Genomic DNA, 22,914 nt, shown 5'->3' with positions numbered 1-22,914 from the left:
TTCGAATCGCTCCGCTACGGGGCCCGTCACCTGCTGGCCACAGCGGAGACGCAACTGGGCCGCCTGCCGGAAGGTACCGTACAGAGCCGCTGGGTCTACCAGTTGGGTGTCCTGCACGCCGCCCTCGACCGGCTCGAGCAGCTGCACGAGCAGTGGCTGGAAACTCGAGACGCACTTCCCGCCACCGCTAAGCCCGGCACCACGGCCTTCGACGACGCCCTCGCCGAGTACCACGCCGAATCGTGGAGCTACCTCGACGACTGGGCCACCCATGGCAAGACACTCCGCGAGATCAACGCCGCTGCCCGCAGCGCCCCCTCACCTCTGGCGCCTGCACCATCGCCGGCTCCCGCGGCCGACCGGCGAACCCCGGCACGGAGGTGACCATGCCCCTGGCTCCCGAGACTGTCGAGGTCGACTCCATCGCCCCGCGCCACCTGGCCGATGGCGGTGACCCCGCCTGGATCACCGTCCCTCTCCACCGCGCCTGCGGCTGGGGCCACGGCAACGACCCCCTGATGGCGCGCGTCCTGCTCTCCAGCCCCGACCGGAAAGCCCTCCTGCGCCTGGAGCCCGAACCCGACGGCCAGTGGTGGACCCTTCACCACGCTGCGGAGCCGGACCGGCCAGCGTGGTACGCGAGTTTCGGTGCCCTCACCCCGGTCGAACTGATCGCCGCCGTTACCGACGCCCTCACCGATCCGGCCGCAACCGCGAGCACACCGTCCGATCCGTACGAGCCGCTCCAACAGATCGGCTGGTCACCCGCCTCCGCGGACAACAGCCTCGTGTCGCCCGACGGCACCGCGTACGTCCAGCGGCTGGGCAACGCGGAGGAACCGGGCGCCTGGTTCTTCACCGCCACACTCGGCCCGGACCGGCCAGTGTGGCAGGCCCGCTTCGGCGCGCACATTCCTGCGTACATGGTCGCCGCGTTCACCGCTGCGCTCGCCGATCCGAAGCCCGTACCGCGCATCGACAGCGGGCGCAGTCTCCCGACCCGCGACCCGAACGTCGTCACCCGTAGGACCACGGACGTGCTCGCCGTGTACGTGGCCGGGGCGCTGGAAGAACGCGTCCACTCCCTCGCTGCCTGGCACGCCACCTCGCCGACGAGTCCGATCCCCTCGCGACAGCCGCCGGCCAAGAACCACCGCAGCCGCTGATCCCACCGCCCGTCCCCGCCCGGAAGCACGTAGCCCTTGCCCCCTTCCTCCTCCAACAGCAACACGGACGGGTACGACCTCGTCCTGCGCCTCCTGATCGGCGTCCTCGCCGTCGTCGTCCCCCTCGCCCACCTCGCCTGGCTGTCCGGCAACGTCACCGCCTACCTCACCGGCGCCGACTGGGCCCCCTACCAGCCGACCAGCGCCCTGCTCCACCCCGATCAGCTGTGGCCCAAAGCGGGAGAGACGTCCCTGCTGATCGGTGCCCGCGTCGTCCCTGTTGTCCTGCTCCTGGCCCTCGCCATTGCGGTGGGCGTCCTGTGGGCCCGGCACAAGAACCGCAGCGGCGGCCGGAAGAAAAAGATCGCCGGCATGGCCAAGGCCCGGGACATCGAACCGCTGATGGCCAAGGCGATCACCGACAAGGCCCGCTCTCTGCGCCCGAGCCTGAAGCACGCCAAGCACATCGAGGCCCGCGACACCGGCATCCTGCTCGGCAACCTGCAGGGCACCAAGCACGAGGTGCGCATGGGCTACGAGGACGTGGCGGTCGCCATCATGGCGCCCCGCTCGGGCAAGACCACCAGCCTCGCGATCCCCTCCATTCTCGCCGCGCCCGGCCCGGTCCTGCTGACCTCGAACAAAGCCGCCGGCGACGCCTTCACCGCGACCTACGACGCCCGCGCCCGCGTCGGACAGGTGTGGTCGATGGACCCGCAGCAGATCGCGCACGCCGCACGCGAGATGTGGTGGAACCCCTTGGCGGACGCCAAAACCCTGGACGGAGCCGGGCGGTTGGCCGGCCACTTCCTCGCCGCCTCCGTGGACGCGAGCCAGCAGGGCGACTTCTGGTCCAAGGCCGGATCCAACATCCTCGCCCAGCTCTTCCTCGCCGCGGCCCTTGACGAGCGGCCGATCACCGACGTCATGCAGTGGCTGGCCTTCCCCGCCGACCGCACCCCGCTCGACATCCTCCGCGACCACCAATTCGCCGCCGTCGCCGCCCAGCTCAAGGGCACGGTGGAGGGACCGCCGGAAACGAGGGACGGCATCTACGAGACCGCCCGCCAGTACGCCGCCGCGCTGCTGAACAGCGAGATCGCCGCCTGGGTCACCCCGCAGAAGGGCACCGCTGAGTTCAAGCCGTCCGCGTTCGTGACCTCCACCGACACGCTCTTCCTGCTCAGCAAGGACGGTGGTGGCGGCGCCTCGGCGCTGATCGCAGCGTGCGCGGACTCGGTGATGCGGGCCGCGACCGCGCAGGCCGAACGCGCCGGCGGACGGCTCGACCCGCCCATGCTCGCGATCCTCGACGAGGCCGCCAACGTCTGCAAGATCAGCGACTTGCCGGACCTGTACTCGCACCTCGGGTCGCGCGGCATCATCCCGATCACCATCCTGCAGTCCTACCGCCAGGGCCAGAAAGTGTGGTCGGACGCCGGAATGGACGCCATGTGGTCCGCCTCGACCGTCAAGGTCATCGGCTCCGGGATCGACGACCCGGACTTCGCGGACAAGCTCAGCCGTTTGATCGGCGACCACGACGTCGAGACGACCTCCACCTCGCACTCGGAGTCCGGCAAGTCGACCTCGGTCAGCATGCGGCAGGAACGAATCCTGCCCGCCGACGCCATCCGCGCACTCCCCAAGGGCACCGCGCTCTGCTTCGCCACCGGCATGAGGGCCGCCATGCTGGACCTGCGCCCGTGGTACCTGGGGCCCGGGGCGGATGAGCTGTCCGCAGCGTCGGCCCGCGCGTCCAAGGCGATCACCGCCCGCGCCGTGGCGAAGCACGCGCCGACGCAGTCCGACTTCGGGAAGGCCGTGTGAGCGCCGCCCGGCTGCACCTGGTGCCGGTGCGCTCACGTGAGGCGAAGGACTTCGTGCGCGCCTGGCACCGCCACCATCCGCCGCCCGCAGGTCAGATCTTCACCGTCGGAGCATCGAGGAGACCGGCACGCTGCGCGCCGTGGCCATCGTCGGTCGGCCGGTTGCCCGCCACCTTGATGACGGCGCCACCCTCGAAGTCACCCGGACCGCCAGCGACGGCGCACGCAACGCCAACTCGGTGCTGTACGGAGCATCGTGGCGCGCGGCGAAAGCCCTCGGTTACCAGCGCCTGATCACCTTTGCCCAGTCGGGCGTTAGCGGCGCGTCCCTGCGCGGCGCGGGATGGGGCCTGATCGCCGGCCGCCCGCCCCGGGCCGGATGGCACACCCCCTCCCGGCCTCGGGCCAGCCACGGCACCGACGACATCGCCCGCTTCCTGTGGCAAGCCCCCTGACACACATGTCTGGAGATGCCCTGCACACTTACGAACCCGCCGACCTCGACGAGATGTCCCCGCGCCAGGCCGTAGACGCCGTGACCGCCGACATCCGCGACCACTACATCACCGTGGACGGCACCGGCCTGTTCAACGCCGCGCGGCACATCGGCCTGCTGTGCCACCTCGCCGCCGGCATGGCCGCCGACGTCGAATACCAGCTGGCCCCGTACATCGCCGATTTCCCGCCCGCCGAGATCCTCGGCGCGAGCGCCGGCCACGTCGGGCGGGCCATCGCCCACTACACCCAGGCCCTCGCCCCGCTCATCACCCTCACCACCACGGCGCAGGACACGCTCCAGCAACAGCTCGACTCGCTGGACCACCACAGCCGCCTGCGGATCCACCTCGACGACGCCAGGCGGGCACTGGCAGCAGCCCGCACCGCGCTGGAGGTACCGCGGACCTCCGCTGCTGCGAGCGCACCCACCCCAGCCTCGTTGCCCGCCCCGGCTATCCGGCGCCGCGCATGACGACACCGCCCGCCGATGGCCTCTCTTTGAAGTGTCCCCGCCACCGACGCCGGTTGAACGGCTCATGCTGCTCGCAGACCAGTACGTGCAGCACAACGACACGCTCGACCGCCTCTTGCGAGCCGGATCGCAATCCCAACCCGACGCCCACGTCGCCTCTGCCCAGCGACTCGCCTCCGCGACCCGCACCGCCATCAAAGCAGCCACCAACGAACGCCTCTACGAAAGTCACGAGCTGTCGGACGCGGTGGTCCGTCTCCAGCAGCTCGCCTTCCTGAGCAGCGCCTCCACGGACCACCGTCTTCCCATGGCGCGCACCCTGACCGCCCTGGCCCCCGAAGCCGCCATGAGCTGCGCCGACAGCATCGCCCACGAAATCCGACGCCGACGCTGGAGCACCACCGATGCTCCAGACCACCAGCTGACCGCCACGCAGCGCACCGCCCTGTGGGAGATCGCCTGCGGGCACGTCGTGGCCACCCGCTCCCTGGGACGGCAGTACGTGCACTACCGCGACGAGCGCGTACTCATTGGCACCCTGCGGTCGTTGGAGGCGAACGCTCTGGCCGAGCGCGTCCCGAACTCCGCGTCCTCCGCCTACGCGGGCGGACCGCTTCAAGACCGAGTCCGTCTCACCGCCGCCGGCATCACCGACCTGGCCGCCGCCATCAGCCGCCCGGTCACCGCCAGGCCACCCGGCGCGACACCCGCGCACGCCCCCGCGACGACGGCCACCCTCAGCCGCTGACCGACCCTCCGGAGCCACACCACCCCATGCCCCTGCTCGACCTGGCAGAACTCGCACAACAACTCCGCAGTTTGGCGCGCGACTTCGAGGCCCTGCACGCTCGCGTTCGGGACGTCTCCTACACCCCCGGCACCGACGCGCTGCGCCAGATCAGCCCGCTTCTGCTCATGACCCAGGACCTGACGGCCACCGTCCTCGTCCGCCTGGGCGCGCTCGACTCCAGCACGTGCACCAGCGTCGCCGGCAGCCGCGCGAACCTGGAGTGCCTGGCCTCGGTCGTGGTCGCCTCCTCCCTGGCCGGCAACGACCTCGCCAGCGCGCTGCACGCCAACCCCTATGAAGGGGCGCCGTTCCCCGGCTATCCGGCGGACGAAGCGTCGGTGCGCACCGCTCGCCACGCCGAGGCCCTCCCGAAGATGACCGGCTACCTCGCTGACGCCGCCCACCAGCTCGACCTGAGTGCGACCGGGTGCCACTACGTCGCCACCGGCATCACCCGCGACCTGCTGCCCGCGCCGCCGCCCGGTCATCGGTCAGCGCTGTACCCGTGGCCCGAACGCCAGCGCACCCGCGCCTTGCCAACCCCACACGATCACGCCGCTGACTTTCCCGCCCGGCCGCTGGGGGTCGCCTCCCGATATCCGCCCGCCCCAGGACGGCGGCAAGCGCAGTGAGGTGCCGAACGGCCAGTTCCACCACCCGGCCCGGACGGCGAACGGCTGCCCCCTACTGATCCCCCCTTTTGGAAGTCCTACCTGTGGGCAACCCGCCTTCTGCCACCGCGGTGTTGTCGGTCTCCGCCGCGGACGGCACGCGCCTGTCCGCCTACCGCGACACCCCTGCGCGCCCGCGTCCCGGCGGCGCGACGGTCGTGCTGGTGCACGGCGCGTCCGTCACCGCGGACCTGTGGCGCGTCCACGCCCGGCACCTGACCGGCCTGGGCCTGAGCGTCGTGCGCTACGACCAGCGCGCGCACGGTCACACCCCGCGCGGCCAGGCACCGCTGACGATCCGGCAGCTCGCCGACGACCTGCACCAGATCCTGACCCACATCGTCCCCGCCGAGCCGCTCGTGCTCGCCGGCCATTCCCTGGGCGCCCTCGTCCTGCAGGAACTCTCCGCCCTGCACCCCCAACACCAGGCCCGCATCCGGGGCATGGTGCTGCTGTCGCCCACCGCACGCGGTGCGACCGTGCTGCCCGGACGTGACCCGCGCGCCTGGCTGCTGGCCGCCGGACGCAGCCTCGCCGCCCTGACCTGCACGCGGGCGCCCCGCACGGCGGACATCCTGCGGCGACAGCTGCCCACCACACACCCCTACAGCCTCGCGCCCCACCCCGACTGGCCGGCCGACGGGCCACCTCGGTGCCGACACGGCATCCGCCACACCCACACCCGCGATCTCGCCGACCTGTGGCAGTGCCTGCGCCGCTACCAGCCGCGCGACGCCACCGTGCTCAACCAGTTCGGCGAGCGGCTGCTGCTGATGGCCGGAGCGGACGACCGGCACATCCCCGCAGCCCACACCAAGCAACTGGCCGCCCAACTCCCTGCCGCTCGCCTGGAGATCCTCCCCCGCACCACGCACGCGCTGCCCATCCGCCACCCCGCACTCATCAGCGACCGCATCGCCCGCCTCGCCGCCGAACCGAGCCCCCACCCTCCTCACCCCCAGGACCGATCATTTCCGAACTCCCCGCCTTCCGGGCAATTTCACTAGGCGCCGGTATCCAGTCCAGCGCCATGCTCGCCCTCTCCGCCCACGACATACTCCCGAAGGTCGACTACGCAATTTTCGCCGACACAGGCTGGGAACCGAGAGCCGTTTATTCCCATCTCGACCGGCTGGAGCAAGAAATAGCCAGACCCGCAGGCATACCCGTTCTCCGCGTATCGTCCGGAAACATACGCAACGATGCTCTGGACCCCGACCACAGGTTTGCATCAATGCCACTCTACGTCCTGAACAAGGACGGAAAGCCGGGTATGACCAGGCGGCAATGTACCGGGGAATATAAGATTAAGCCGATCAAGAAGAAGGTCCGGGAACTACTCGGCTACCCCTATCCCACACGCATCCCCAAGGGCGTCTTCGTCGAGCAGTGGGTCGGCATCTCCACCGACGAATTCCACCGGGCCAAGGACGCCGACGTCAAGTACATGCGCAACCGGCACCCGCTCATCGACATGGGCTGGTCACGGTCCGACTGCTTCCGCTACCTGGCGTCGCTCGGCCTGGCAGACACCCCGAAATCGAGCTGCCTCGGTTGCCCGTTCCACGGAAACGCCCAATGGCGCAACATCCGCGACAACTCTCCGGGGGAATGGGAGGACGTGGTGGAGTTCGACGCGGCCATCCGCAAGGGAAATGCCCGCGCGAACGCCACCGGCAACCGTCTGCTTGGCGAGGCGTTTCTCCACCGCTCCCGCGTGCCTCTCAGCGAAGCCCCCATCGATCACGTCACCGCCGCCGAATGGGCAGCGATGCAGGAAGAACTCACCGAGAGCAGACTTGACCTTCAGGAGCTGGAGCAAGGAGTCGCCGACGGCTGCTCCCCGTGGGCCTGCCGCGGTGAAGTCGAGCCGGCACAGGACGACTTCGGGCTGGCCTCTTGACCATCCTGGACCTGTTTGCAGGACCGGGCGGATGGAGCCACTCGCTTAACGTCCTCGGCGCACGGGACGTGGGTCTCGAATGGGATGAGTGGGCCTGCAAGACCCGTGCGGCGGCAGGGCAGCTGACCATTCGCACCGACGTGGCGCTGTATCCCGTCTGGCCCTTCCTCGGCAAGACCGCCGGGCTCATCGCGAGCCCGCCCTGCCAGGCATGGTCCATGGCCGGCAAGCGCCTCGGCCTGCTGGACCAGCCGCTCGTGCACCAGGCAGTGGCGGACCTCGCCGCCGGACGCGACACCCGCGAGAAGCTGCTGACCGCCTGCCGGGACGAACGCTCGCTGCTGGCCGCCGAGCCCATGCGCTACCTCCACGCCCTCAACACCGTCGGCGAGCCCGACTGGGTCGCCATGGAAGAAGTGCCGGACGTCCTGCCGCTGTGGAAGCAGTACGCCTCCGTGCTGCGCGGATGGGGGTTCTCGGTCTGGTACGGGATCCTCAACGCCGCCAACTTCGGCGTACCGCAAACCAGGCGGCGGGCCATCCTGCTCGCCTCCCGCGTCCGCACCGCCCAGCCCCCACCACCCACGCATGCCCAGACCGCGGAGCCGGAGAGCCTGTTCGGGCCGGGCCGTGACCGATGGGTGTCGATGGCAGAGGCGCTCGGCTGGGGCGCCACCGACCGACCTGTGCCTACCGTCTGCGCGGGCGGCGGACCTGGCGGCGGGCCCGAACCGTTCCCTTCAGGCTCCCGCAAGACGCTCTCCGACGCCCGGGAGCGCGGCACCTGGATGCCGCGACCGGAGGCTGTGGTCCTGCAGTCCCGCCGCGAAGGAGCCGGATGGGCCGCCCGGCACGGCACCCGCGAGAACCGGACCGCCACCGCCCCGGCGCCGACGTTCACCGCCGAGGCGCACCGCTGGTCCTGGTCCCTGCGCAGCAACAACCAGGCCAACGCCACCATCCGTCCGCTGTCCGAGCCGGCAGGCACGCTGTTCTTCGGTCACCGGGCGAACGAGTGCACCTGGGTCGCCGCACCGCCCCTCGCACCGACGGACGACACGGACACGGCGGCAGTGCCGGAGCCGATCCGGATCACCGCCCGCGAGGCCGGCCTCCTGCAGACCTTCCCCGCCGACTACCCCTGGGCCGGCAACAAAGGCCAGCAGTTCTCCCAGATCGGCAACGCCGTACCGCCGTTGCTCGCCGGCCACCTCCTCGCCCCGCACCTCGGCGTCACCCTCGACCCCAACGACTTCACCCTCACCGCCTGATGCCCCGCACCCCCGAACCTGACGAGGACGGCGACCTCGACGACCTGCCCGACACGCATCCGCCGCCGCCCGTGCACTACGTCGAGCAGGCCCTCCTCGGCGCCCTCCTCCTCGATCCGCACCGTCTCGCCGACGTGACCGGCATCGCCGGCAACTCGTTCTCCACTGCCGCACACTCCGCCTTGTACGCAGCGATCAGCACCCTGCCCCCGCCCGACCCGGCCGAGCACGCCAAGAACACCAAGTGGCTCGACCAGGTGCTCGCCACAGGGCGCGAGCAGGCGCGCGGACTGACCGCCTCCTACCTGCACACCCTCATCCAGGTCTGCCCCTGGCCCCGCCACGCACCGGCCTACGCACGGATGGTCGAGGCCGAACACGCCCGCTGCCGCCTGCAGACGGCAGCCGAACGCCTCGTCCAGACCGTCCACGATGCCTCCCTCCCACACCCCGTCCAGACGGTGCTCGCCGAGGCCGACGCGCTCGCCGCGGTCGTGGACGACATCGCGAGCCGGTTCCCACCGCGCGCCTGCGTCCTGCCCCGCACCCCCGCAGCGCCGCCAGCCATCCCGCCCGACTACATCGAGGCAGTCGAGGAGGAGCGGCTGCTGCTCGCAACCGCCACCGCCCACCCCTCCGATATCGAGTCCGTCCGGTGGCTGCTCCCCGACGACCTCACCCTGCCCTTGCACGCCGGCCTGTGGCAGTGCCTGACCTCCCTGGCCCGCCGCCGCGAGCCCGTCGACCCCGTCACCGTCCTGTGGGAGGCCCAACAGCGCGGCCTGCTCGACGACGGAAGCGAACCGGGCGAGGTGCTCCGCCTGCTGGCCGAACCGGCCGGTTCCGTGGAGCACTGGGGCGAGCGCGCCCTGCAGCGCTCCCTCCTGGCCACCGCCGATCACACCGGCCGGCGCATCGAGGCGTACGCCGGCGACCCGGCGAACACCCCGTTCCAGCTCGTCGCCGGCGCCCGCCGATCCCTCGCCGACATCGGCGCCGTCCGCACCCGCTGGCAGCACGCCACCGGAACGGTCTCGCGGCAGCGACCGCGGCCCGCGCCCACCACTCGCGCCGGACCGCCGACCACCACGGCCGCCCACATCGCCCGCGCCGCGCGAGCAACCCGATAGCACCCCGCACACGCCGGTGGCCGGACCCGAAGACCCGGCCACCGGACGAAGAGACGACCACCTCAACGTGACCACCACACTCCCCATCGACGCCCGCGTCCACCTCGACCCCCACCCCACCCATCCCAGCGCCGTGACCGCCGTCCTGACCGGCGCCCAGGCCCACATCGCCCACCTGGGCCTGGAGGCCGCCGACTGGACCGTCGTCGCCGACAACGTCCTGGTCCTGGTCCGCATCGACCACGAGGAGCCCCACTGGGCCCAGGACGCAGCCAAGCACCTGACCGCCGAAGGCATCACCGTCGAGATCACCCCTCGGCTCCAGAAGGCCATGGACGAGGAATGGACCTGGGCGAACTTCCCTGTCAAGTCAGCGTGTCGACATCTGGCTGTCTCTGGCAAGGGCAAGCACTCGCGGTGCAGAGTCGGGTCTGCTGCGACCGGTGGCCTGCAGTAGGAAGGACTGGCCAGCGGCCAGGCGCGGACGCGCTCTTTGCGTTCGGCGGCCAGGACGTCGCGGTGGCGGGCGTTGGCGTTGCGCCAGCGCAATTAGGCGTGCAGGGGCCCGGGTCTGCACGGTGTGGCACGCTCGTTCTTTAAGGGCACCGAAGAACGACTCCGCCATGGCGTTGTCGAAACAGACCCCGGTGCGGCTGGAAGATCCGCGGAGTCCGAACCGGTTGAGCGTCTTCCCGAACTCGGCATCCTGCGGCGCTGACTACCCATCGCACTTGGCACCCTGGTCGCGCTCCTCTACGGCCCCGTCACTGTCGCGCAGCTGACCGCCAGCCACAGCCCGCGCGGAATCCTCAAGCGGTTCATAGAATGTAGTGAGTGTGGTCGATAGATCTTGCGACCAGCAGATGCGATCCCTGCTCTCCTATGGTAGGAGGGACACCGATGCCAATCCTCTTCATTCACGGCATAACCGTTCGCCGGAAACGTTTCGATGGCCTGCTCGGTGAGGTTGAGAAGGGCTTCGCTGCTGCTTCAACTACCGCTTACCAGCCTGTGAAACCATGCTATTGGGGCGACCTGGGCAGATCCGAGTCGTACACGGGTGCAACCATTCCTGGCTTCGCAGCAGGAGCTCGCGAGCTGGAATCGGAGGTGCCAGCGGACTCGGCGGTGGGTCTGCTTACTGCGCTACTGGAGGCCCCGCTGGCTGAGTTGGCGGGATTGCGGGACGCCGAGGACTTCGGGGAAGACGCCGCTGGCTTCCTCCCAGTACCCGAAGGCGTTGAACAGCGAAACCAGAGGTTCGACGAGGCGGAGGTGGCATTCAGCAGCCGAGTCGCGAGCCTAGCTCCATCAGTCTCCGGCCCTTACCCGCCACTTGATCACGAGCGAGTCGGCGCCATCGTCCATGCCATATTTGGTGAGGCAAAGCGCGCGGATCGCGTATTGGACATAGATGACCTGTGCCCGCCGGTAGCGCGTGCCATCACGGCTTGGCTCTACCAGGAGACTGTGGCAGGTGATTTGCTGGCAGGTGGATTCCGATGGAACCAAGCAGTTGACCTTGTTGAAACCGCACTGCGCGAGGATGACCAACTCGGCGGTGAACGAGGGATGTTCAAGGAACTCGCCAAAGGTCTGGCGTCCGAGTCGTTGACGTTCGCGTTCCGGGCGGGATTACGAAATCGCATAATGCCGGGATTGTCGTTGTTTCTGGGCGACGTCCTGGCATGGTTTCGCAATAGAACCCAAATCCTGGAGCGGGTCGATGCCGCGGTGCGCGACGCGGGCAACGATGGCCCATTGGCAATCATCGGCCATAGCCTGGGAGGTGTGATCGCCTTCGAGTACTGCATGGGGGCGGGGAGGGACGTAGAGTTTCTCGGCACTGTGGGTAGCCAAGTCGGGCTGTTTGCTGAGCTTGGCGCACTACATCAGGGAACTGAACAGGTGACGGGTGAACAGTTGAACTCTCCGGCGCGCGTGGGTGCCTGGCTCAATATCTACGATCCGGATGACACATTAAGCTTCCTGGCTGCTCCTATGTTCGCACTAGTCAACGACATCATACTCGATACTGGTGCACCATTCCCTGCGGCGCACAGCGAGTATTGGAACCTCCCTGAGACTTATCGAAAGTTGTCAGCGGGGTGGGCACAGTGACTCAGGATCAGGACTATGCGCTGGTCATCGGAATAGCACATTACCCGCATCTGAAGTCCTTGCTAGGTCCGATCAACGATGCGCGTCGAGTAGCGGAGTGGCTGAAGGAGCGAGGGGGTCTACCATCGGAAAACGTCAAAGTTATAGAAAGTCTGGGGCTAGAGCATGAGCGCCCCGTTCGGGAAGAAATCAATGCAGGGTTCGACGAAATCTTTGCACGCGCCGAGGCTCAGGCATTGGAACGCCCCGGGAGGCACGTTCGCAGATTGTACGTCTACTTCGCGGGGCACGGTTGCTCGCGGGAGCGGAATCATCTCGCGCTCATTATGGCCGATGCGAACAGGCAAAATCTGAACCGCGCGGTGAACGCTACGGAGTACCGCAACGCATTGGCCCGGCGTATGTTCCCGGAGCAGATGTACCTCTTTGATTGCTGTCGAAAATACGACAGCCGAATCATCGGTCACGGACCAGACTGGACCAGCGATGATGCCGAGGGAGACGTTCAAGGACTCACCCAGGTGGTGATGTACGCAGCGGGTTTCAGGCAGGCAGCCTACGAACGCAGTATGCATTGGTCCTTGCGTCGCGGCTTGTTCACCCAGGCGCTGTTGGAAGGGTTGGAAGGAGCGGCAGCAACCAAAAGCCGGATGATCACGAGCGCGGGACTTGGATCATATATCCAAAGAAGGCTCGTGGTGCTGACGAAGAGCGAGAAGATTCGGCAATGTTACACGGGTGATACTCAAGGTGAGAGGCAGCACCTCATCCTGGCTACGGACGTTGAGCCGTGGCGACGGGAGGTGAACGTCACGCTGCCGGTCGGTGCGACTCGCATTGTGGTGTCCGACGAACACGGCGACACTGTGGGGATGCAAGCGACCGCCCCGGGTCAAACGCAGGTTGCGCTGGACCTGACGATGGGCCTCTACACGATCAAGGTTGAGCCGACTGGGGTTTCGACGCCCATCGATTTGCTACCTGGCCACGACCGCAACTCCTCCTATGACCTTGACCTGGGAGGGAACCGCGGATGACACGGTTGATCGTTGAGGGAAGGCACGAGTTCACTGAGCTCAGGGTGCTCGACTCGTTGATGCAAGAGGTGGCTGCCGGCACCCACACACTCTCGGTGCGCCTTCCTCGTGGAATCTACCGTGTAGAGGCTCGGGTGCCCGGGGCAGTCGACGAGCGCCTCGTCACGCTTCCGTCGTCCGGGCGGGTTCATCTGAAGGATCTAGCTCCCATCTTGGACTCGCCTGCGCCCCTGCCTGGCGTGCGAACGCACCGCGAGAGCCACGAGGCCGCCGCAGTGCATGAGAGCCGAAACGTCCATCTGAACTGGGGAAAGCACGGATCCGGCAGGCTCTTCGTCTTCATTCGAACTGATGGATCTCACCGTAGCCTGCCACCAGTACTCGCCGTTGAGACCCTGGACCGACGGCCCATCGCAAGCGTTGCCGAGGATGGAGTCTTTGACCTGGACGAGGGCTTCTGTGCGCTCTCTGTCGCACTACCTCCGGGAACCTACCTGCTTACTCATCAGGTTCCAGATCTCGGCTTGCGTGGACAGGCGGTCTTCGTGGAGGAGGGCTGGCAGACACAGCTCTTCGTCCCCTGGGGGCCGGAGGAAGAAGCCCTTGACGGTTCTGGCGGCGATGTAGAACTCGAGCAGAGCCTTATCACCATGGTGCCGCTTGAGAAAGGATTTTCCCCGAAGGCGGCGTGGTACTACAGCCACGTCGAAGCCGCACTCAACGGACTGGCTGAAGGTCGGATAGTACTGACTCGCAGCGAGGAGCGATCACTACTAAATGGCAAAATCGAAAACCCGATGCTCGCCCTTATCGGCGCCTACGGCTTTGCATTCGAGCATGTGAACTATTATAAATGTGAGCTCGAGAACAGAAACCGGGAAGAATGGTCGTCCGTCATCGCGGACCGACTTCTGCGTCTACTCCCTCATAGCCCCGACGCCCACCTGATCCGTCACCTGCTCTGCGGCCCCGGATTGCTGACTGAGTCCGACCGGAAGGTCGGGGTAGGCGCCCCTGCTGCACAACCATGGACCGTCTTCGAGACGCCACCCATTTTTGCTGATGGAACAGAGGCCCTGATTGAATGGGCGGCGACAGCAGAGCGGATTATTCCAGCCAACAGTTGGAACGCCAAAATGGCCTCGGTACGGACTGGCGGGAGCATTTATGCCCGCTGGGACCTTGGGATAGACCCACGTCACCATGATAGAGACGCGCTCGCCGCAGCTCAGGATGCTGGAATTTTTGACGTCGTAGACGTTTCCTCCTATACCGGGCTCCCCTTGTCTGTGATCGAAGGCGCAATCGCTGAGGATTAATTCCGTGCCTTTCCGCGAAGCCGAGTGCGGTTGCGGTACCTGATAGCCACACTCCGGAAGTCCGCCTAAGGCGCAGGAGTCCTGCGGTGAGGCGATGCTGACGTGCGCGAAATCCCGCATGCAGCTCTGAAGACAAGCGCAGTGCAGTGGGAGATGTACAGGCTCGAACGTCATCACATCCTCAGTTGCGTGCGTGGATAGTTGAGTGGGCACCCCGTGGGCTACACCCCACTGGCTTCGGGGCTCCTCTCAGGTCTGCGGCGGCCGAACAAACGGGACGACGTTCGCCTGGTCGCCTTGCAGGACCTCGCGGAGTTGCTGGTTTTCCAGCGTGAGCTGGTTGACGGTCCGGACGAGCGCGGGTACGTCCGCGCGGAGCTGTTCCAGTTCCTTGTTCTTGTTGGCGATCGTCTTCTTGAGCTTGGTGATTGTGGCCCGCAGGCGGGCCTCGGTGTCGGGCATGGCCCCGCGCTGGCGGACGTGCTCGTAGAACTCGTTCTTCAGGTCCAGGTGCCGCTGGGTCAGCGCATTTCTGGGGACGCCGGCTTCCTGGGCGAGAGCGACGATGGTGAGTGCGCCGGTGGAGTGCGCAGGCTCGCCGGACAGGATGCGGTCCATCGCCGCCCGGATGCGGGCGCGTTCGTCAAGGGCGGGGCTCACGCGGTGTCCTTCTCAAGGGTGATGCGCGTCTGGTCGTGCTGGTCGGCGAGGGCCCGCAGCCGAGCGGCGTTCGGCCGGAGCCGTTCGGCCAGCGGCTGGGGAAGGTATGCGGCGCGCTTGTCCAAGGTGTCCGCGCGGCCGCGCAGTTCAGCAGCGTGCTGGTCGGTGCGGACGACATTGCCGCAGCCAGCGACGCAATGGTCGAGGCAGGGGGTATCCCGCTCGATGCCGCGGTGGCAGAGGGCCTGCTCGCGCCGATAATGGCAGAGCAGGAGAGCATGCGGGTTGTCATGGAGCAGGGCGTCCTCGTTGGTAAGCAGCCGCCGGGCGGTGGTGGCGGTGATGACCGTTCCGGCGAACCGGGGCGCCTGGGCAGCGGCCTTGATCGCGCGTCGTGCGGCGGGACCGGAGACTCCCGCGCCGGCTTCGAGGTCGTCGTGGAGGTCGGCGACAGTGTCGGCGACCGCGCGGACGGTCTCGATGTCGATGAGTTCATGGATGCCGTCCCGGCTGCGGGACGCGTACCCCTCGGTGACAAAGGCCGTCCGTAGATGCCCGTATTGGATGGCGAGGGCGACCAACCCGCCGGGACGGCGGGCGATGTGCCAGGCCAACGACCGGCGGAATCGGCTAACGCCGATCCCGCCCGTGCGGGTCTGGCGCAATGGCTTCGCCGGTCTGATGGCGGGCGGTTTCCTGGTTGACCCAGTCGATGAACGCCTCGATCCGGACTCGCACGCCCTCGGGTTTGAGCGAGCCTGTGTCCCGGGCGGACTGGCCCAGGTGGTGAGCGTTGTGGTCGAACAGCAGGTGTCCGTCGGGAACGATGCGTTCAAGGACGTGGACCGCATGGACGACCGGGGCGATGGCGACCCAGGGGACCTCGCGCTCGACGCCTGCGGCACGGTGGTTGCCGTCCTCGTCGATCGCTGTCTTGTATTCGTTGCCGCGCATCAGGTGCCGTCCGAGCGTGCCGTTGAGGCCGGGTTCGGGATCAGGGCAGCAGCCGGTGGCAGGCCGAGGACCTCGCCGGGCCGCATTCCGGTCAGGTAGGCGATCACGATGAAGCAGGCGGTGCCCAGGTGCCGCATAAGCGCGAGAGTCTCGTTGAAGTCCATCACCTCCCGCCAGGGCTGGCCGGCAATCCGGCCGGTCACCGGGGAGTCCATCGGACACGGCCCCGGATACTGCGGCGCCAGCTCCCTCAGCCCATGACGGCGGACGAACGCCTGGATGTGGCCTTTGGAGGCGCCGGTCAGGCCGCCGACGTAGTACCGGGCCAGGCTGACAGCGCCGTGGACGGCCGTGGTTGGCAGCGGCGCCTTGGCCGTGATCAGCGGCATGGGTTGGTGCGTGCTGCGGTGACCAGCCGCTGTCTCTCGTCCCAGGCCGCCAGGATGTCGTCGGAGAAGTCGTCGCCCATCCGGATCGCCCAGACCAGCAGCGGTCCCATGGTCTGCTCGGCCAGGACCTCGGTGGTGTTCTCCCCGCCCCGGTGGCCGCGGGCAGGTAGTCATCGGCCCCGGACTCGTCCCAGGGCGGGCGCCCGATCCCTGCGGGCTGTGCGCTGAGCTCGTCGAACGCCCAGAGCCGCGTCAGCGCAGTGAGTATGGCTCGGATTCGCTCCCGGCCGAGACAGAGGTCACGGATGTGCAGACCGTACTCGTGCAGCACCTGGCTGTCGCACTTGCCCAGGGTGCGTATGCCGCGTTCGACGAGCCATCGGGCCAGGCGCATCCACTCGGACACCGTCGCGTGTGTGCCTTGAACACTGAGCCGGCTTCGGATCCCGGTGCTGCGGGCCATCAGGAATGTCGGCCGCAGCACCCCATTGATCATGGTCCATGCCGCGAGTCGTACCTGGTCCTGGAACGCCTCAGGGCAGTTCCGCCAGTGAAAGGCGAGCTTGACCTCGCTGATACGCCCACACCGTGGGCCTGCCGACCGGCGACCGATTCACCGTCCGCCACCGCGCCTTCGATCGCTGGCGGGAAGCCTTCCTGCAGGACGAAGACGTCCTGCTCCACTACGACCAGGCCCTCGCCGACATCGCCGCCGACCCCGACCACCCTGTAAGCCAACAAGCCGGCACCGGAGACCTAGGCCCCCGCGCCTGGTTCGCCCCCTTCGGCAACATCCGCCCCCGCGCCCCTCGCCCCCTCACCGACCAGGACCGCGCACGCCTCGCCGACGCGGATCCTGACGTCTTTTTCGCCAGCACCCCGTCCCTGGCCGAAGCTCCCATCCCGTCCGCCGACGCGGACACCGTGCTGCCCGACGGGCTCCACGATGAATTCGAGCACTTCACCGGCCTGGCCCAGCGCCGCTTCTTCGACGAGCCGTGCGCCATCGCTATGGCCGCAAGCCTGGACCGTCTCCTGACACGGCTCTTCGACACCGACACCGTGGTGCCCTTCGGCATCTGGCCGCTCAACCCCCGCGCCAGCGCCGTCAAGAAAGGGCTGCTGCTCGTCGACCCCGACTTCTGCCTTCAGGGATACACGCGCACATGGCGCCTGAGCGCCGACCGTACGGGCCGCGAGGCACGCGAGTGGGCCGTCGCCCTCCTTGAGGACTGCGCCAAGTACATCATGGCCAACCACGGGCGCACCGTCATGGACCGCCCTCGAGGCGGCCCGCCCACCCCGTCCCTGGACGAGCACGTCCTACTCGAAGCGCTGGACGGCAAGCGAGACATGGCGTACTGGCCACTGCCTGTTCCGCCACCGGACCAGCAAGGCCACCCCGAGTGACCAAGCGCGGCACGGGCTCGTCAGCCGCCCCCGCCCAACCCTCCGCTGGTTAAGCGGACGCGGCGAAGTCAAATGCTGAGCTGATCCCGCTCGGTCTGCAAGCCTCCATCCGGCCGAAAGGCGAGTGATCAATCCCCCCAGGCAACTGTCAGGCCGACGGGAGAGCAGGCGTCCGGGCTCCTCGAGGCGTCCTCGTCCAGGAGCCGACGCAAGTGTCAGTGGATCCAGCTGAGCGCCCACGCGTTTGCCCAACGCCCTGCTAATCGGAGTGCTGTTAGCGAACGACGAACCAACCCACGTGCTGAGCAAAGTTGCGGTCAGTCCGCGACGGCCTTCGGTTCCGGCTGGCGGGGAGTCGGCTCGGCACCAAGGTCTAGGTGCATGGTGTGCTGGTCTGTTCCAGGTCACTCTGTTGTCGGGGGCGGATAAAGTTTGGGGGAATGCGGCCGAGGCGCCGACCCCACCCCCGGAGGACCCCGTGCGCATCCACGTCGGCCACATGACCAACCGCCCCGAGGCATTCACCAGCCCAGCCGGAGCGATTCTCCTTCCGAACGACTGGGATGACTTCGGGTTCCGTACGAGCTACGACCTCTTCTTCAGAGAGACGTACGACTCCTCGCCTCAACTACTTGGGCGCGTCAAGATCGGCTGCGCCGACCAGGAGCCCGGTGGCCATCCACTCTCCGAAGGGGAACTGGCCGACCTCGACCCCACCGTGTTCTTCTCGGTGGGCCAGGACGACACCTACTACGACAACATCCGCGCCCTGGGGCCGGCAAAGCGCCAGGCGCTACTCACGGCATTGTGCGACATCGCCTTCGATATCCGGATCGCCAACAGCGCATGGCGCCACGATGTGACGCGAACTTCGCTTCTCCGCTCAGTCGACGAGCAGACGTTGCAGCGCCAGTACAGGCATATCGCCAGCGGTGGCGACCGACTCACGAAATACAGCTTCGGCTATGTCACACCGGCACACGCTTCCCGCCTGCCTACGCTGCTGCGCTTCGAAGTCGACCCAGCCTCAGCGCCGCCGAGCAACGTGCACGTCCTAATCGGCCGCAACGGAGTTGGTAAAACCACCCTTCTCCGCGGCGTCGCCCAAGCCGTAGTCAACGCCGATCGCCCGGAATCGGGTGCTGGCCACATCGACCACGATCCGGCACAGGCCGCGAGCGACAACCCGTTCGCCACCGTCGTCTCCGTATCCTTCAGCGCCTTCGATCCCGTCACCACCGTCGCCATAACGTCCCCTTACCCGGCCAGGCACGAATACGTGGGGCTGCTGACCGCTAGCGACGGGCGCCCCAAGGGGCGCGACGAACTGGCTTCCGAATTCGCCGCCAGCGTGGAGAACATCGCACGAGCTGGCTGGGCCCACAGATGGCGCCGCATTCTCGAGATGCTCAAGCACGACCCCGTCTTCGCGGAATCACCCATCCACGAGTTCGCACGCCACCTGCGCAACCACGAGGTCCACATGGCCGCCCCTCCAGACCTCGTGAACCCCGACAAACCCATAGCCATCTTCAAGGAGCTCAGCTCCGGCCACGCCCTCGTACTGCTCACCATCACCCGGCTGACCGAGCTTGTCACCCAGCAGACACTCGTCCTTCTCGACGAGCCGGAAGGACACCTACACCCGCCGCTGCTCGCCTCCTTCATCAAGGCACTCTCCAACCTGCTGACCGAACGCAACGCGGTCGCGGTAGTGGCCACGCACTCTCCCGTCGTCCTCCAGGAAGTACCCCGCTCCTGTGTGTGGAAGATCGGGCGTCGGGTAGAGCGCCCCGAGATCGAGACCTTCGGCGAGAACGTCGGCGTGCTCACCCACGAGATATTCGGGTTGGAGGTCAAAGACTCCGGCTTCCACGCAGAGATCCTGGCAGCCGTACGGGAACTGGACACCTACCCGGAAGTCCTGGCCCGGTTCGGCGGGCAGCTCGGCGGAGAGGCCAAGGGGCTGGTCCGGATCCTCCTGGCGGACAAAGCCGCAGGCGAGGACATCTGATGTGGCCTCTGCGCCCGCCCCGTCACGGCGCCCGCGCCAGCTACGAGATCTGCATCTCCCTCACCAAGGAAATGGGGGCCCAAAAGCGACGCAGCCGCTTGACCGCAGCCGCCGACGCCGTCGAAGCGGCCGGGGAGGACTTCCGAACCGCAGCCGCCGACCAAACCCTGCACACCCTCGCCCCTGAGAAGTTCCAGATCCCTGGCATGGGCGAGGAGGAGAAGGCCGTCAGCTGGATCTACCAGAACGGCATGGTCAGCGGCCCCGGACGCCCGATCTACAACGAGCTGATGAGCGCCCCAGAACACGAGCGATGCCCCCTGTGCGGCCACGGGACTGTCAGCCAGCTAGACCACTTCATGCCCAAGAGCAGCTACCCGGCGCTTTGCGTAGACCCCCTCAACCTCATACCAGCCTGCTCGGACTGCAATAAGGCGAAAGCTGACAAGAGAGCCAGCGCGATCGAGGAGCTCCCCCTCCATCCATACCTGGATCACATCGACGGGCAAGGGTGGCTCGCCGCCAGGGTTGTCCACGAGGACAGTTTCGTCCGCCTGGAGTTCTTCGTCTCTGCTCCACCCAACTGGGACCAGGTCTTGACCGCTCGCGCCCGGAACCATTTCAAACTGTTCGGACTCCGGAAGACCTACGCCCTCCAAGCCAACAGATTCATCGGTGAAATCCGAGACCAGCTCCACACGCTCCTGATCTCCGGCGGGGCAGACGCCGTCCGCGCTCACCTACTCGCAGGCGCGACCAGCTCGCTCATCAACCGCCCCAACAGTTGGATGGGCGTCACCTACCGAAGCCTGGCCAACGATTCAATGTTCTGCAACGGCGCATTCGGTGGTTGAGCTTTCGGATGCGGTCCTGGTGAGGTACTCGGCGACCGACCGACGGGACCAAGCGCCTTCGATCCAAGAGTTACTGGCAGGCTATTTGTCGGTTGGTTCGCCACTCGTTGACAGCATCCCTACTCCGGCACGCCGCACAAATCCGGGACGCCAGGGCGGGGAACGCCGCCTTCGCGGATCTCCCGCATGGACCCGATGGATGCCAGATTCCGGCTGTACAGCGCGCACGCTCATCGGAAGGCCGGCCGCACCTACCGCTCCTGGCCCTTCTCCGAGCAGGGGGTGGCCGCTTTCAGGGAGCTCCATCAACGACAGCCGGGCATTGCTGCTGAACGGCGGGAGCATGCACGCACTGAGCCCGACACGGAGTCCCCTGAAGTGCCCACCATCGTCATCGCGCAGACTCGGCCAGCGGATAGGCGAGCGATCGCTGTTGAGGGAGGGTGGCGGCGAGCTTGCGGCCGATGGTGACCCAGTCGACGCCGGCGAGCTTTAGGTCGTTTGTGTCAGCGCGGCGCTTCTCTATAGCGGCACGCTGCGACTTGGTGGGCGAGCCACGGACAGGGGGCCTCCGGTGTGGGCCCCGCGCCCCGTTCATGATCCCAGTAGCGGGCTATGAAGACCGTTCTTCTGCCCATCCGTAGGCGTCTGTTGCCATCGGAGCCGTCCTCCACGCCACCATGGGCCCGTTTTTACCGTCAACGATGATCTCGTCGAATACGGCTGGAAGTACACCAGCGGGCAAGGGCTCCACCACTTCTCGGTAGAGAGGATCTGTGACGGCCAGAACCATCGCGTCGGTCCGCTCGTGCATAGAGCTCGTAACAGGATCTTGTTGAAGTGCCCTGATCGGGCGTGACTGTTGTGATGATCTGAGCGTTCGGGTGGGTGTGACGAATCGGCCGTGGATCGTGGACGACGACTTGTGGGCGCTGATCGAACCGTTGCTGCCGCCCTGGCCCGAGCGGTCGCCGGGGCCGAAACCGGTGCCGGACCGGCTGTGCCTGCAGGGCATCCTGTACGTCCTGCACCAGGACATCGCCTGGCAACTCTTGCCCCTTGAGCTGGGGTTCGGATCCGGACAGACCTGCTGGCGGCGTCTGGATCGCTGGCAGCAGACAGGGGTCTTCGACCAGTTGCACCGCATCCTGCTCGCGAAACTGAACGCAGTCGGCGAGCTCGACTGGTCCCGCGCGTGCGTGGATGGCTCCCACGTTCGCGCAAAAAGGGGGGACCCGCGACCGGCCCGTCGCCAGTCGACCGGCGCAAGACAGGCAGCAAGCACCACCTGATCTGCGACGGGAAGGGTACCCCGCTCAAGGTGATCACCACTGCGGCAAACGTCAATGACATCACCCAGACCCTCGCCCTTGTCGACGGCATTCCGCCCGTCGCCGGACGTCCGGGCCATCCCCGCCGACGCCCCGACGCCCTGCTGGGCGACAAGGCGTACGACTCCCGGACCGTCCGTCGTGAACTACGTCAACGGCGGATCGTGCCGGTGATCTCCCGCAAGGGTGCGCCGAACATCCAAGGACTGGGCAAGCTCCGCTATGTCGTCGAGCAGACCTTCGCCTTGCTCCACCAGTTCAAACGCCTCGCCGTCCGATGGGAACGGCGCCTCGAACTCCACAACGCCTTCCTCTCGTTGGCCTGCAGCCTGATCTGCTGGCGGCGCCTCAAGAGGAACCACTCATGAACGGGGTGCGAGCCATAAACCGACAAGCGCCCAAGGGCCGGGGCGTGAGAGGGTTCGGTTCGATCTGAGACAGGGGGAAATGTGGGGCTGACCTACGGCTACGACATCTATCTGCGGCCTCGGAATGTCGCCAGGGCATTGGCCAATCTAGCCGAGCTGGCGCGACCGGCCCGAGCCGTGCCGCCGCTTGATGTCACCCTGCCCGGCGGTGACCGGCTCGTCCTCCCATTCACGTCCCACTTCGAGAGCGATCCGGTCGATTGCTCCACGAGCAGTGCGCTCGAGCTCGACACATCCCTCATGTTCGACGTCGATGATGCACTGCTCGAGTATGCGCAGACGGGTGGACCTGGCCCCGAGGCGGACGGGCGCATCCAGATCGGGTACATCTACGCCATGGTCCGGTTCGAATCCCTCCTGCACCCTGGCTACGCGTCGGTGGAGTGCTGGGCAGCGACGTCGGGGATGAGCCGCTTGTTCGCGCGCTCGGCCAACGTCAGGAAGGCGTTCACCGACCTCACCGCCGACAGCGGCGGGGTGTGCTGCCTGTTCGATACTGGCGACGGCGCCCCCGAGCAAGTGTGCTGGCTCAACGGTGAACCCACCCAGGAGACAGTCTCCGGTCCCCGCTTTCCAGATCTGCGAGCACTTGTGGCGACTTGGTCTGACCCGGAGCAGTGAGCATCCGTGCTTTCTCTTCGAGGTTACAAGATCGTGTTACGAGCTC

24 protein-coding genes are annotated in these 22,914 nt (G+C 67.2%); 20 read left to right on the top strand and 4 right to left on the bottom strand.

Annotated features, from left to right (window positions below; genetic code table 11):
* Positions 1 to 102 precede the first annotated feature (102 nt).
* From AOQ37_RS41200 to AOQ37_RS40390, 15 genes are all read left to right on the top strand, one after another.
* Positions 103 to 384 (top strand): hypothetical protein, encoded by a 282-nt coding sequence (locus AOQ37_RS41200; RefSeq protein ID WP_234436865.1) that lies wholly within the window; start codon positions 103 to 105, stop codon positions 382 to 384.
* A 2-nt stretch (positions 385 to 386) separates the two neighbouring features.
* Positions 387 to 1,166, top strand: coding sequence for an SPDY domain-containing protein (locus AOQ37_RS10605; RefSeq protein ID WP_062643657.1), 780 nt, complete (start codon positions 387 to 389; stop codon positions 1,164 to 1,166).
* Between the two features lie 36 nt (positions 1,167 to 1,202).
* Positions 1,203 to 2,996 (top strand): type IV secretory system conjugative DNA transfer family protein, encoded by a 1,794-nt coding sequence (locus AOQ37_RS10600; RefSeq protein WP_062643655.1) that lies wholly within the window; start codon positions 1,203 to 1,205, stop codon positions 2,994 to 2,996.
* 139 nt (positions 2,997 to 3,135) lie between these two features.
* Positions 3,136 to 3,450, top strand: a complete 315-nt coding sequence (locus tag AOQ37_RS10595; protein WP_234436864.1) for an XF1762 family protein — start codon at positions 3,136 to 3,138, stop codon at positions 3,448 to 3,450.
* Between the two features lie 5 nt (positions 3,451 to 3,455).
* Positions 3,456 to 3,965: a hypothetical protein gene (locus AOQ37_RS10590; RefSeq protein WP_107085165.1), complete on the top strand. Its 510-nt coding sequence runs from the start codon at positions 3,456 to 3,458 to the stop codon at positions 3,963 to 3,965.
* A 64-nt stretch (positions 3,966 to 4,029) separates the two neighbouring features.
* Positions 4,030 to 4,713: a hypothetical protein gene (locus AOQ37_RS10585; RefSeq protein ID WP_234436863.1), complete on the top strand. Its 684-nt coding sequence runs from the start codon at positions 4,030 to 4,032 to the stop codon at positions 4,711 to 4,713.
* Between the two features lie 26 nt (positions 4,714 to 4,739).
* On the top strand, positions 4,740 to 5,387 hold the full coding sequence (locus AOQ37_RS40820) for a hypothetical protein (RefSeq protein ID WP_199824978.1): 648 nt from the start codon (positions 4,740 to 4,742) through the stop codon (positions 5,385 to 5,387).
* Between the two features lie 83 nt (positions 5,388 to 5,470).
* Positions 5,471 to 6,433 (top strand): alpha/beta fold hydrolase, encoded by a 963-nt coding sequence (locus tag AOQ37_RS10575; RefSeq protein WP_062643652.1) that lies wholly within the window; start codon positions 5,471 to 5,473, stop codon positions 6,431 to 6,433.
* Positions 6,434 to 6,456: 23 nt separating this feature from the next.
* Positions 6,457 to 7,329, top strand: coding sequence for an adenine nucleotide alpha hydrolase family protein (locus AOQ37_RS10570; protein ID WP_078890117.1), 873 nt, complete (start codon positions 6,457 to 6,459; stop codon positions 7,327 to 7,329).
* The gene (locus tag AOQ37_RS10565) at positions 7,326 to 8,600 is read left to right on the top strand and encodes a DNA cytosine methyltransferase (RefSeq protein WP_062643650.1); all 1,275 of its coding nucleotides are present in this window, start codon (positions 7,326 to 7,328) and stop codon (positions 8,598 to 8,600) included. The genes AOQ37_RS10570 and AOQ37_RS10565 overlap by 4 nt, the downstream gene beginning before the upstream one ends.
* Positions 8,600 to 9,730: a DnaB-like helicase N-terminal domain-containing protein gene (locus tag AOQ37_RS10560; RefSeq protein WP_078890116.1), complete on the top strand. Its 1,131-nt coding sequence runs from the start codon at positions 8,600 to 8,602 to the stop codon at positions 9,728 to 9,730. The genes AOQ37_RS10565 and AOQ37_RS10560 overlap by 1 nt, the downstream gene beginning before the upstream one ends.
* 67 nt (positions 9,731 to 9,797) lie before the next feature.
* Positions 9,798 to 10,187, top strand: coding sequence for a hypothetical protein (locus AOQ37_RS10555; RefSeq protein ID WP_306305210.1), 390 nt, complete (start codon positions 9,798 to 9,800; stop codon positions 10,185 to 10,187).
* Positions 10,188 to 10,630: 443 nt separating this feature from the next.
* Positions 10,631 to 11,851 (top strand): thioesterase domain-containing protein, encoded by a 1,221-nt coding sequence (locus AOQ37_RS40395; protein WP_159401330.1) that lies wholly within the window; start codon positions 10,631 to 10,633, stop codon positions 11,849 to 11,851.
* On the top strand, positions 11,848 to 12,888 hold the full coding sequence (locus AOQ37_RS38565; RefSeq protein ID WP_159401329.1) for a caspase family protein: 1,041 nt from the start codon (positions 11,848 to 11,850) through the stop codon (positions 12,886 to 12,888). The genes AOQ37_RS40395 and AOQ37_RS38565 overlap by 4 nt, the downstream gene beginning before the upstream one ends.
* A complete protein-coding gene (locus AOQ37_RS40390; protein WP_159401328.1) occupies positions 12,885 to 14,207 on the top strand; it encodes a hypothetical protein in 1,323 nt (440 codons plus the stop codon). Before AOQ37_RS38565 ends, AOQ37_RS40390 begins: the two co-directional genes overlap by 4 nt.
* A gap of 249 nt (positions 14,208 to 14,456) precedes the next feature.
* On the opposite strand, the gene AOQ37_RS10545 is transcribed toward AOQ37_RS40390, so the two are convergent.
* From AOQ37_RS10545 to AOQ37_RS10530, 4 genes are read right to left on the bottom strand one after another with little or no spacing between them, the layout of a single operon-like run.
* Positions 14,457 to 14,867 carry a hypothetical protein gene (locus AOQ37_RS10545; RefSeq protein ID WP_199824977.1) on the bottom strand — a complete coding sequence of 137 codons (411 nt, stop codon included), beginning with the start codon at positions 14,865 to 14,867 and terminating at the stop codon, positions 14,457 to 14,459.
* A complete protein-coding gene (locus AOQ37_RS10540; RefSeq protein WP_234436862.1) occupies positions 14,864 to 15,481 on the bottom strand; it encodes a hypothetical protein in 618 nt (205 codons plus the stop codon). The genes AOQ37_RS10545 and AOQ37_RS10540 overlap by 4 nt, the downstream gene beginning before the upstream one ends.
* Positions 15,482 to 15,497: 16 nt before the next feature.
* Positions 15,498 to 15,821, bottom strand: a complete 324-nt coding sequence (locus AOQ37_RS10535; protein ID WP_062643645.1) for a hypothetical protein — start codon at positions 15,819 to 15,821, stop codon at positions 15,498 to 15,500.
* On the bottom strand, positions 15,821 to 16,210 hold the full coding sequence (locus AOQ37_RS10530; RefSeq protein ID WP_062643643.1) for a hypothetical protein: 390 nt from the start codon (positions 16,208 to 16,210) through the stop codon (positions 15,821 to 15,823). Before AOQ37_RS10530 ends, AOQ37_RS10535 begins: the two co-directional genes overlap by 1 nt.
* A gap of 588 nt (positions 16,211 to 16,798) precedes the next feature.
* Between AOQ37_RS10530 and AOQ37_RS10525 the strand changes: the two genes are divergently transcribed.
* From AOQ37_RS10525 to AOQ37_RS10500, 5 genes are all read left to right on the top strand, one after another.
* Positions 16,799 to 17,620: a hypothetical protein gene (locus AOQ37_RS10525; RefSeq protein WP_062643641.1), complete on the top strand. Its 822-nt coding sequence runs from the start codon at positions 16,799 to 16,801 to the stop codon at positions 17,618 to 17,620.
* Positions 17,621 to 18,098: 478 nt separating this feature from the next.
* Positions 18,099 to 19,634 carry an AAA family ATPase gene (locus AOQ37_RS10520; protein ID WP_062643639.1) on the top strand — a complete coding sequence of 512 codons (1,536 nt, stop codon included), beginning with the start codon at positions 18,099 to 18,101 and terminating at the stop codon, positions 19,632 to 19,634.
* Positions 19,635 to 19,732: 98 nt separating this feature from the next.
* The gene (locus AOQ37_RS10515; protein ID WP_159401327.1) at positions 19,733 to 20,488 is read left to right on the top strand and encodes an HNH endonuclease; all 756 of its coding nucleotides are present in this window, start codon (positions 19,733 to 19,735) and stop codon (positions 20,486 to 20,488) included.
* Positions 20,489 to 21,396: 908 nt separating this feature from the next.
* Positions 21,397 to 22,187 (top strand): IS5 family transposase gene (locus tag AOQ37_RS38560; RefSeq protein WP_374701494.1). Its coding sequence is split into 2 segments (ribosomal slippage): positions 21,397 to 21,712 and positions 21,712 to 22,187, totalling 792 coding nucleotides; the frame shifts between segments, so codons are not numbered across the junction.
* Between the two features lie 81 nt (positions 22,188 to 22,268).
* Positions 22,269 to 22,868, top strand: coding sequence for a hypothetical protein (locus AOQ37_RS10500; RefSeq protein ID WP_062643635.1), 600 nt, complete (start codon positions 22,269 to 22,271; stop codon positions 22,866 to 22,868).
* Positions 22,869 to 22,914: the final 46 nt, after the last annotated feature.

The organism is Streptomyces maremycinicus, from assembly GCF_001184025.1.
Taxonomy (GTDB): domain Bacteria; phylum Actinomycetota; class Actinomycetes; order Streptomycetales; family Streptomycetaceae; genus Streptomyces; species Streptomyces maremycinicus.
Note: the sequence above shows the minus strand (reverse complement) of the source record. Positions and strands in the feature narration are given on the sequence as shown.

Coding starts and splice junctions, on each gene's coding strand:
- AOQ37_RS10585 (WP_234436863.1), top strand. CDS start 4,030: ATGCTGCTCGCAGACCAGTACGTGCAGCACAACGACACGCTCGACCGC.
- AOQ37_RS10590 (WP_107085165.1), top strand. CDS start 3,456: ATGTCTGGAGATGCCCTGCACACTTACGAACCCGCCGACCTCGACGAG.
- AOQ37_RS40390 (WP_159401328.1), top strand. CDS start 12,885: ATGACACGGTTGATCGTTGAGGGAAGGCACGAGTTCACTGAGCTCAGG.
- AOQ37_RS10570 (WP_078890117.1), top strand. CDS start 6,457: ATGCTCGCCCTCTCCGCCCACGACATACTCCCGAAGGTCGACTACGCA.
- AOQ37_RS10535 (WP_062643645.1), bottom strand. CDS start 15,821: ATGCGCGGCAACGAATACAAGACAGCGATCGACGAGGACGGCAACCAC.
- AOQ37_RS10530 (WP_062643643.1), bottom strand. CDS start 16,210: ATGCCGCTGATCACGGCCAAGGCGCCGCTGCCAACCACGGCCGTCCAC.
- AOQ37_RS40820 (WP_199824978.1), top strand. CDS start 4,740: ATGCCCCTGCTCGACCTGGCAGAACTCGCACAACAACTCCGCAGTTTG.
- AOQ37_RS10605 (WP_062643657.1), top strand. CDS start 387: ATGCCCCTGGCTCCCGAGACTGTCGAGGTCGACTCCATCGCCCCGCGC.
- AOQ37_RS10560 (WP_078890116.1), top strand. CDS start 8,600: ATGCCCCGCACCCCCGAACCTGACGAGGACGGCGACCTCGACGACCTG.
- AOQ37_RS40395 (WP_159401330.1), top strand. CDS start 10,631: ATGCCAATCCTCTTCATTCACGGCATAACCGTTCGCCGGAAACGTTTC.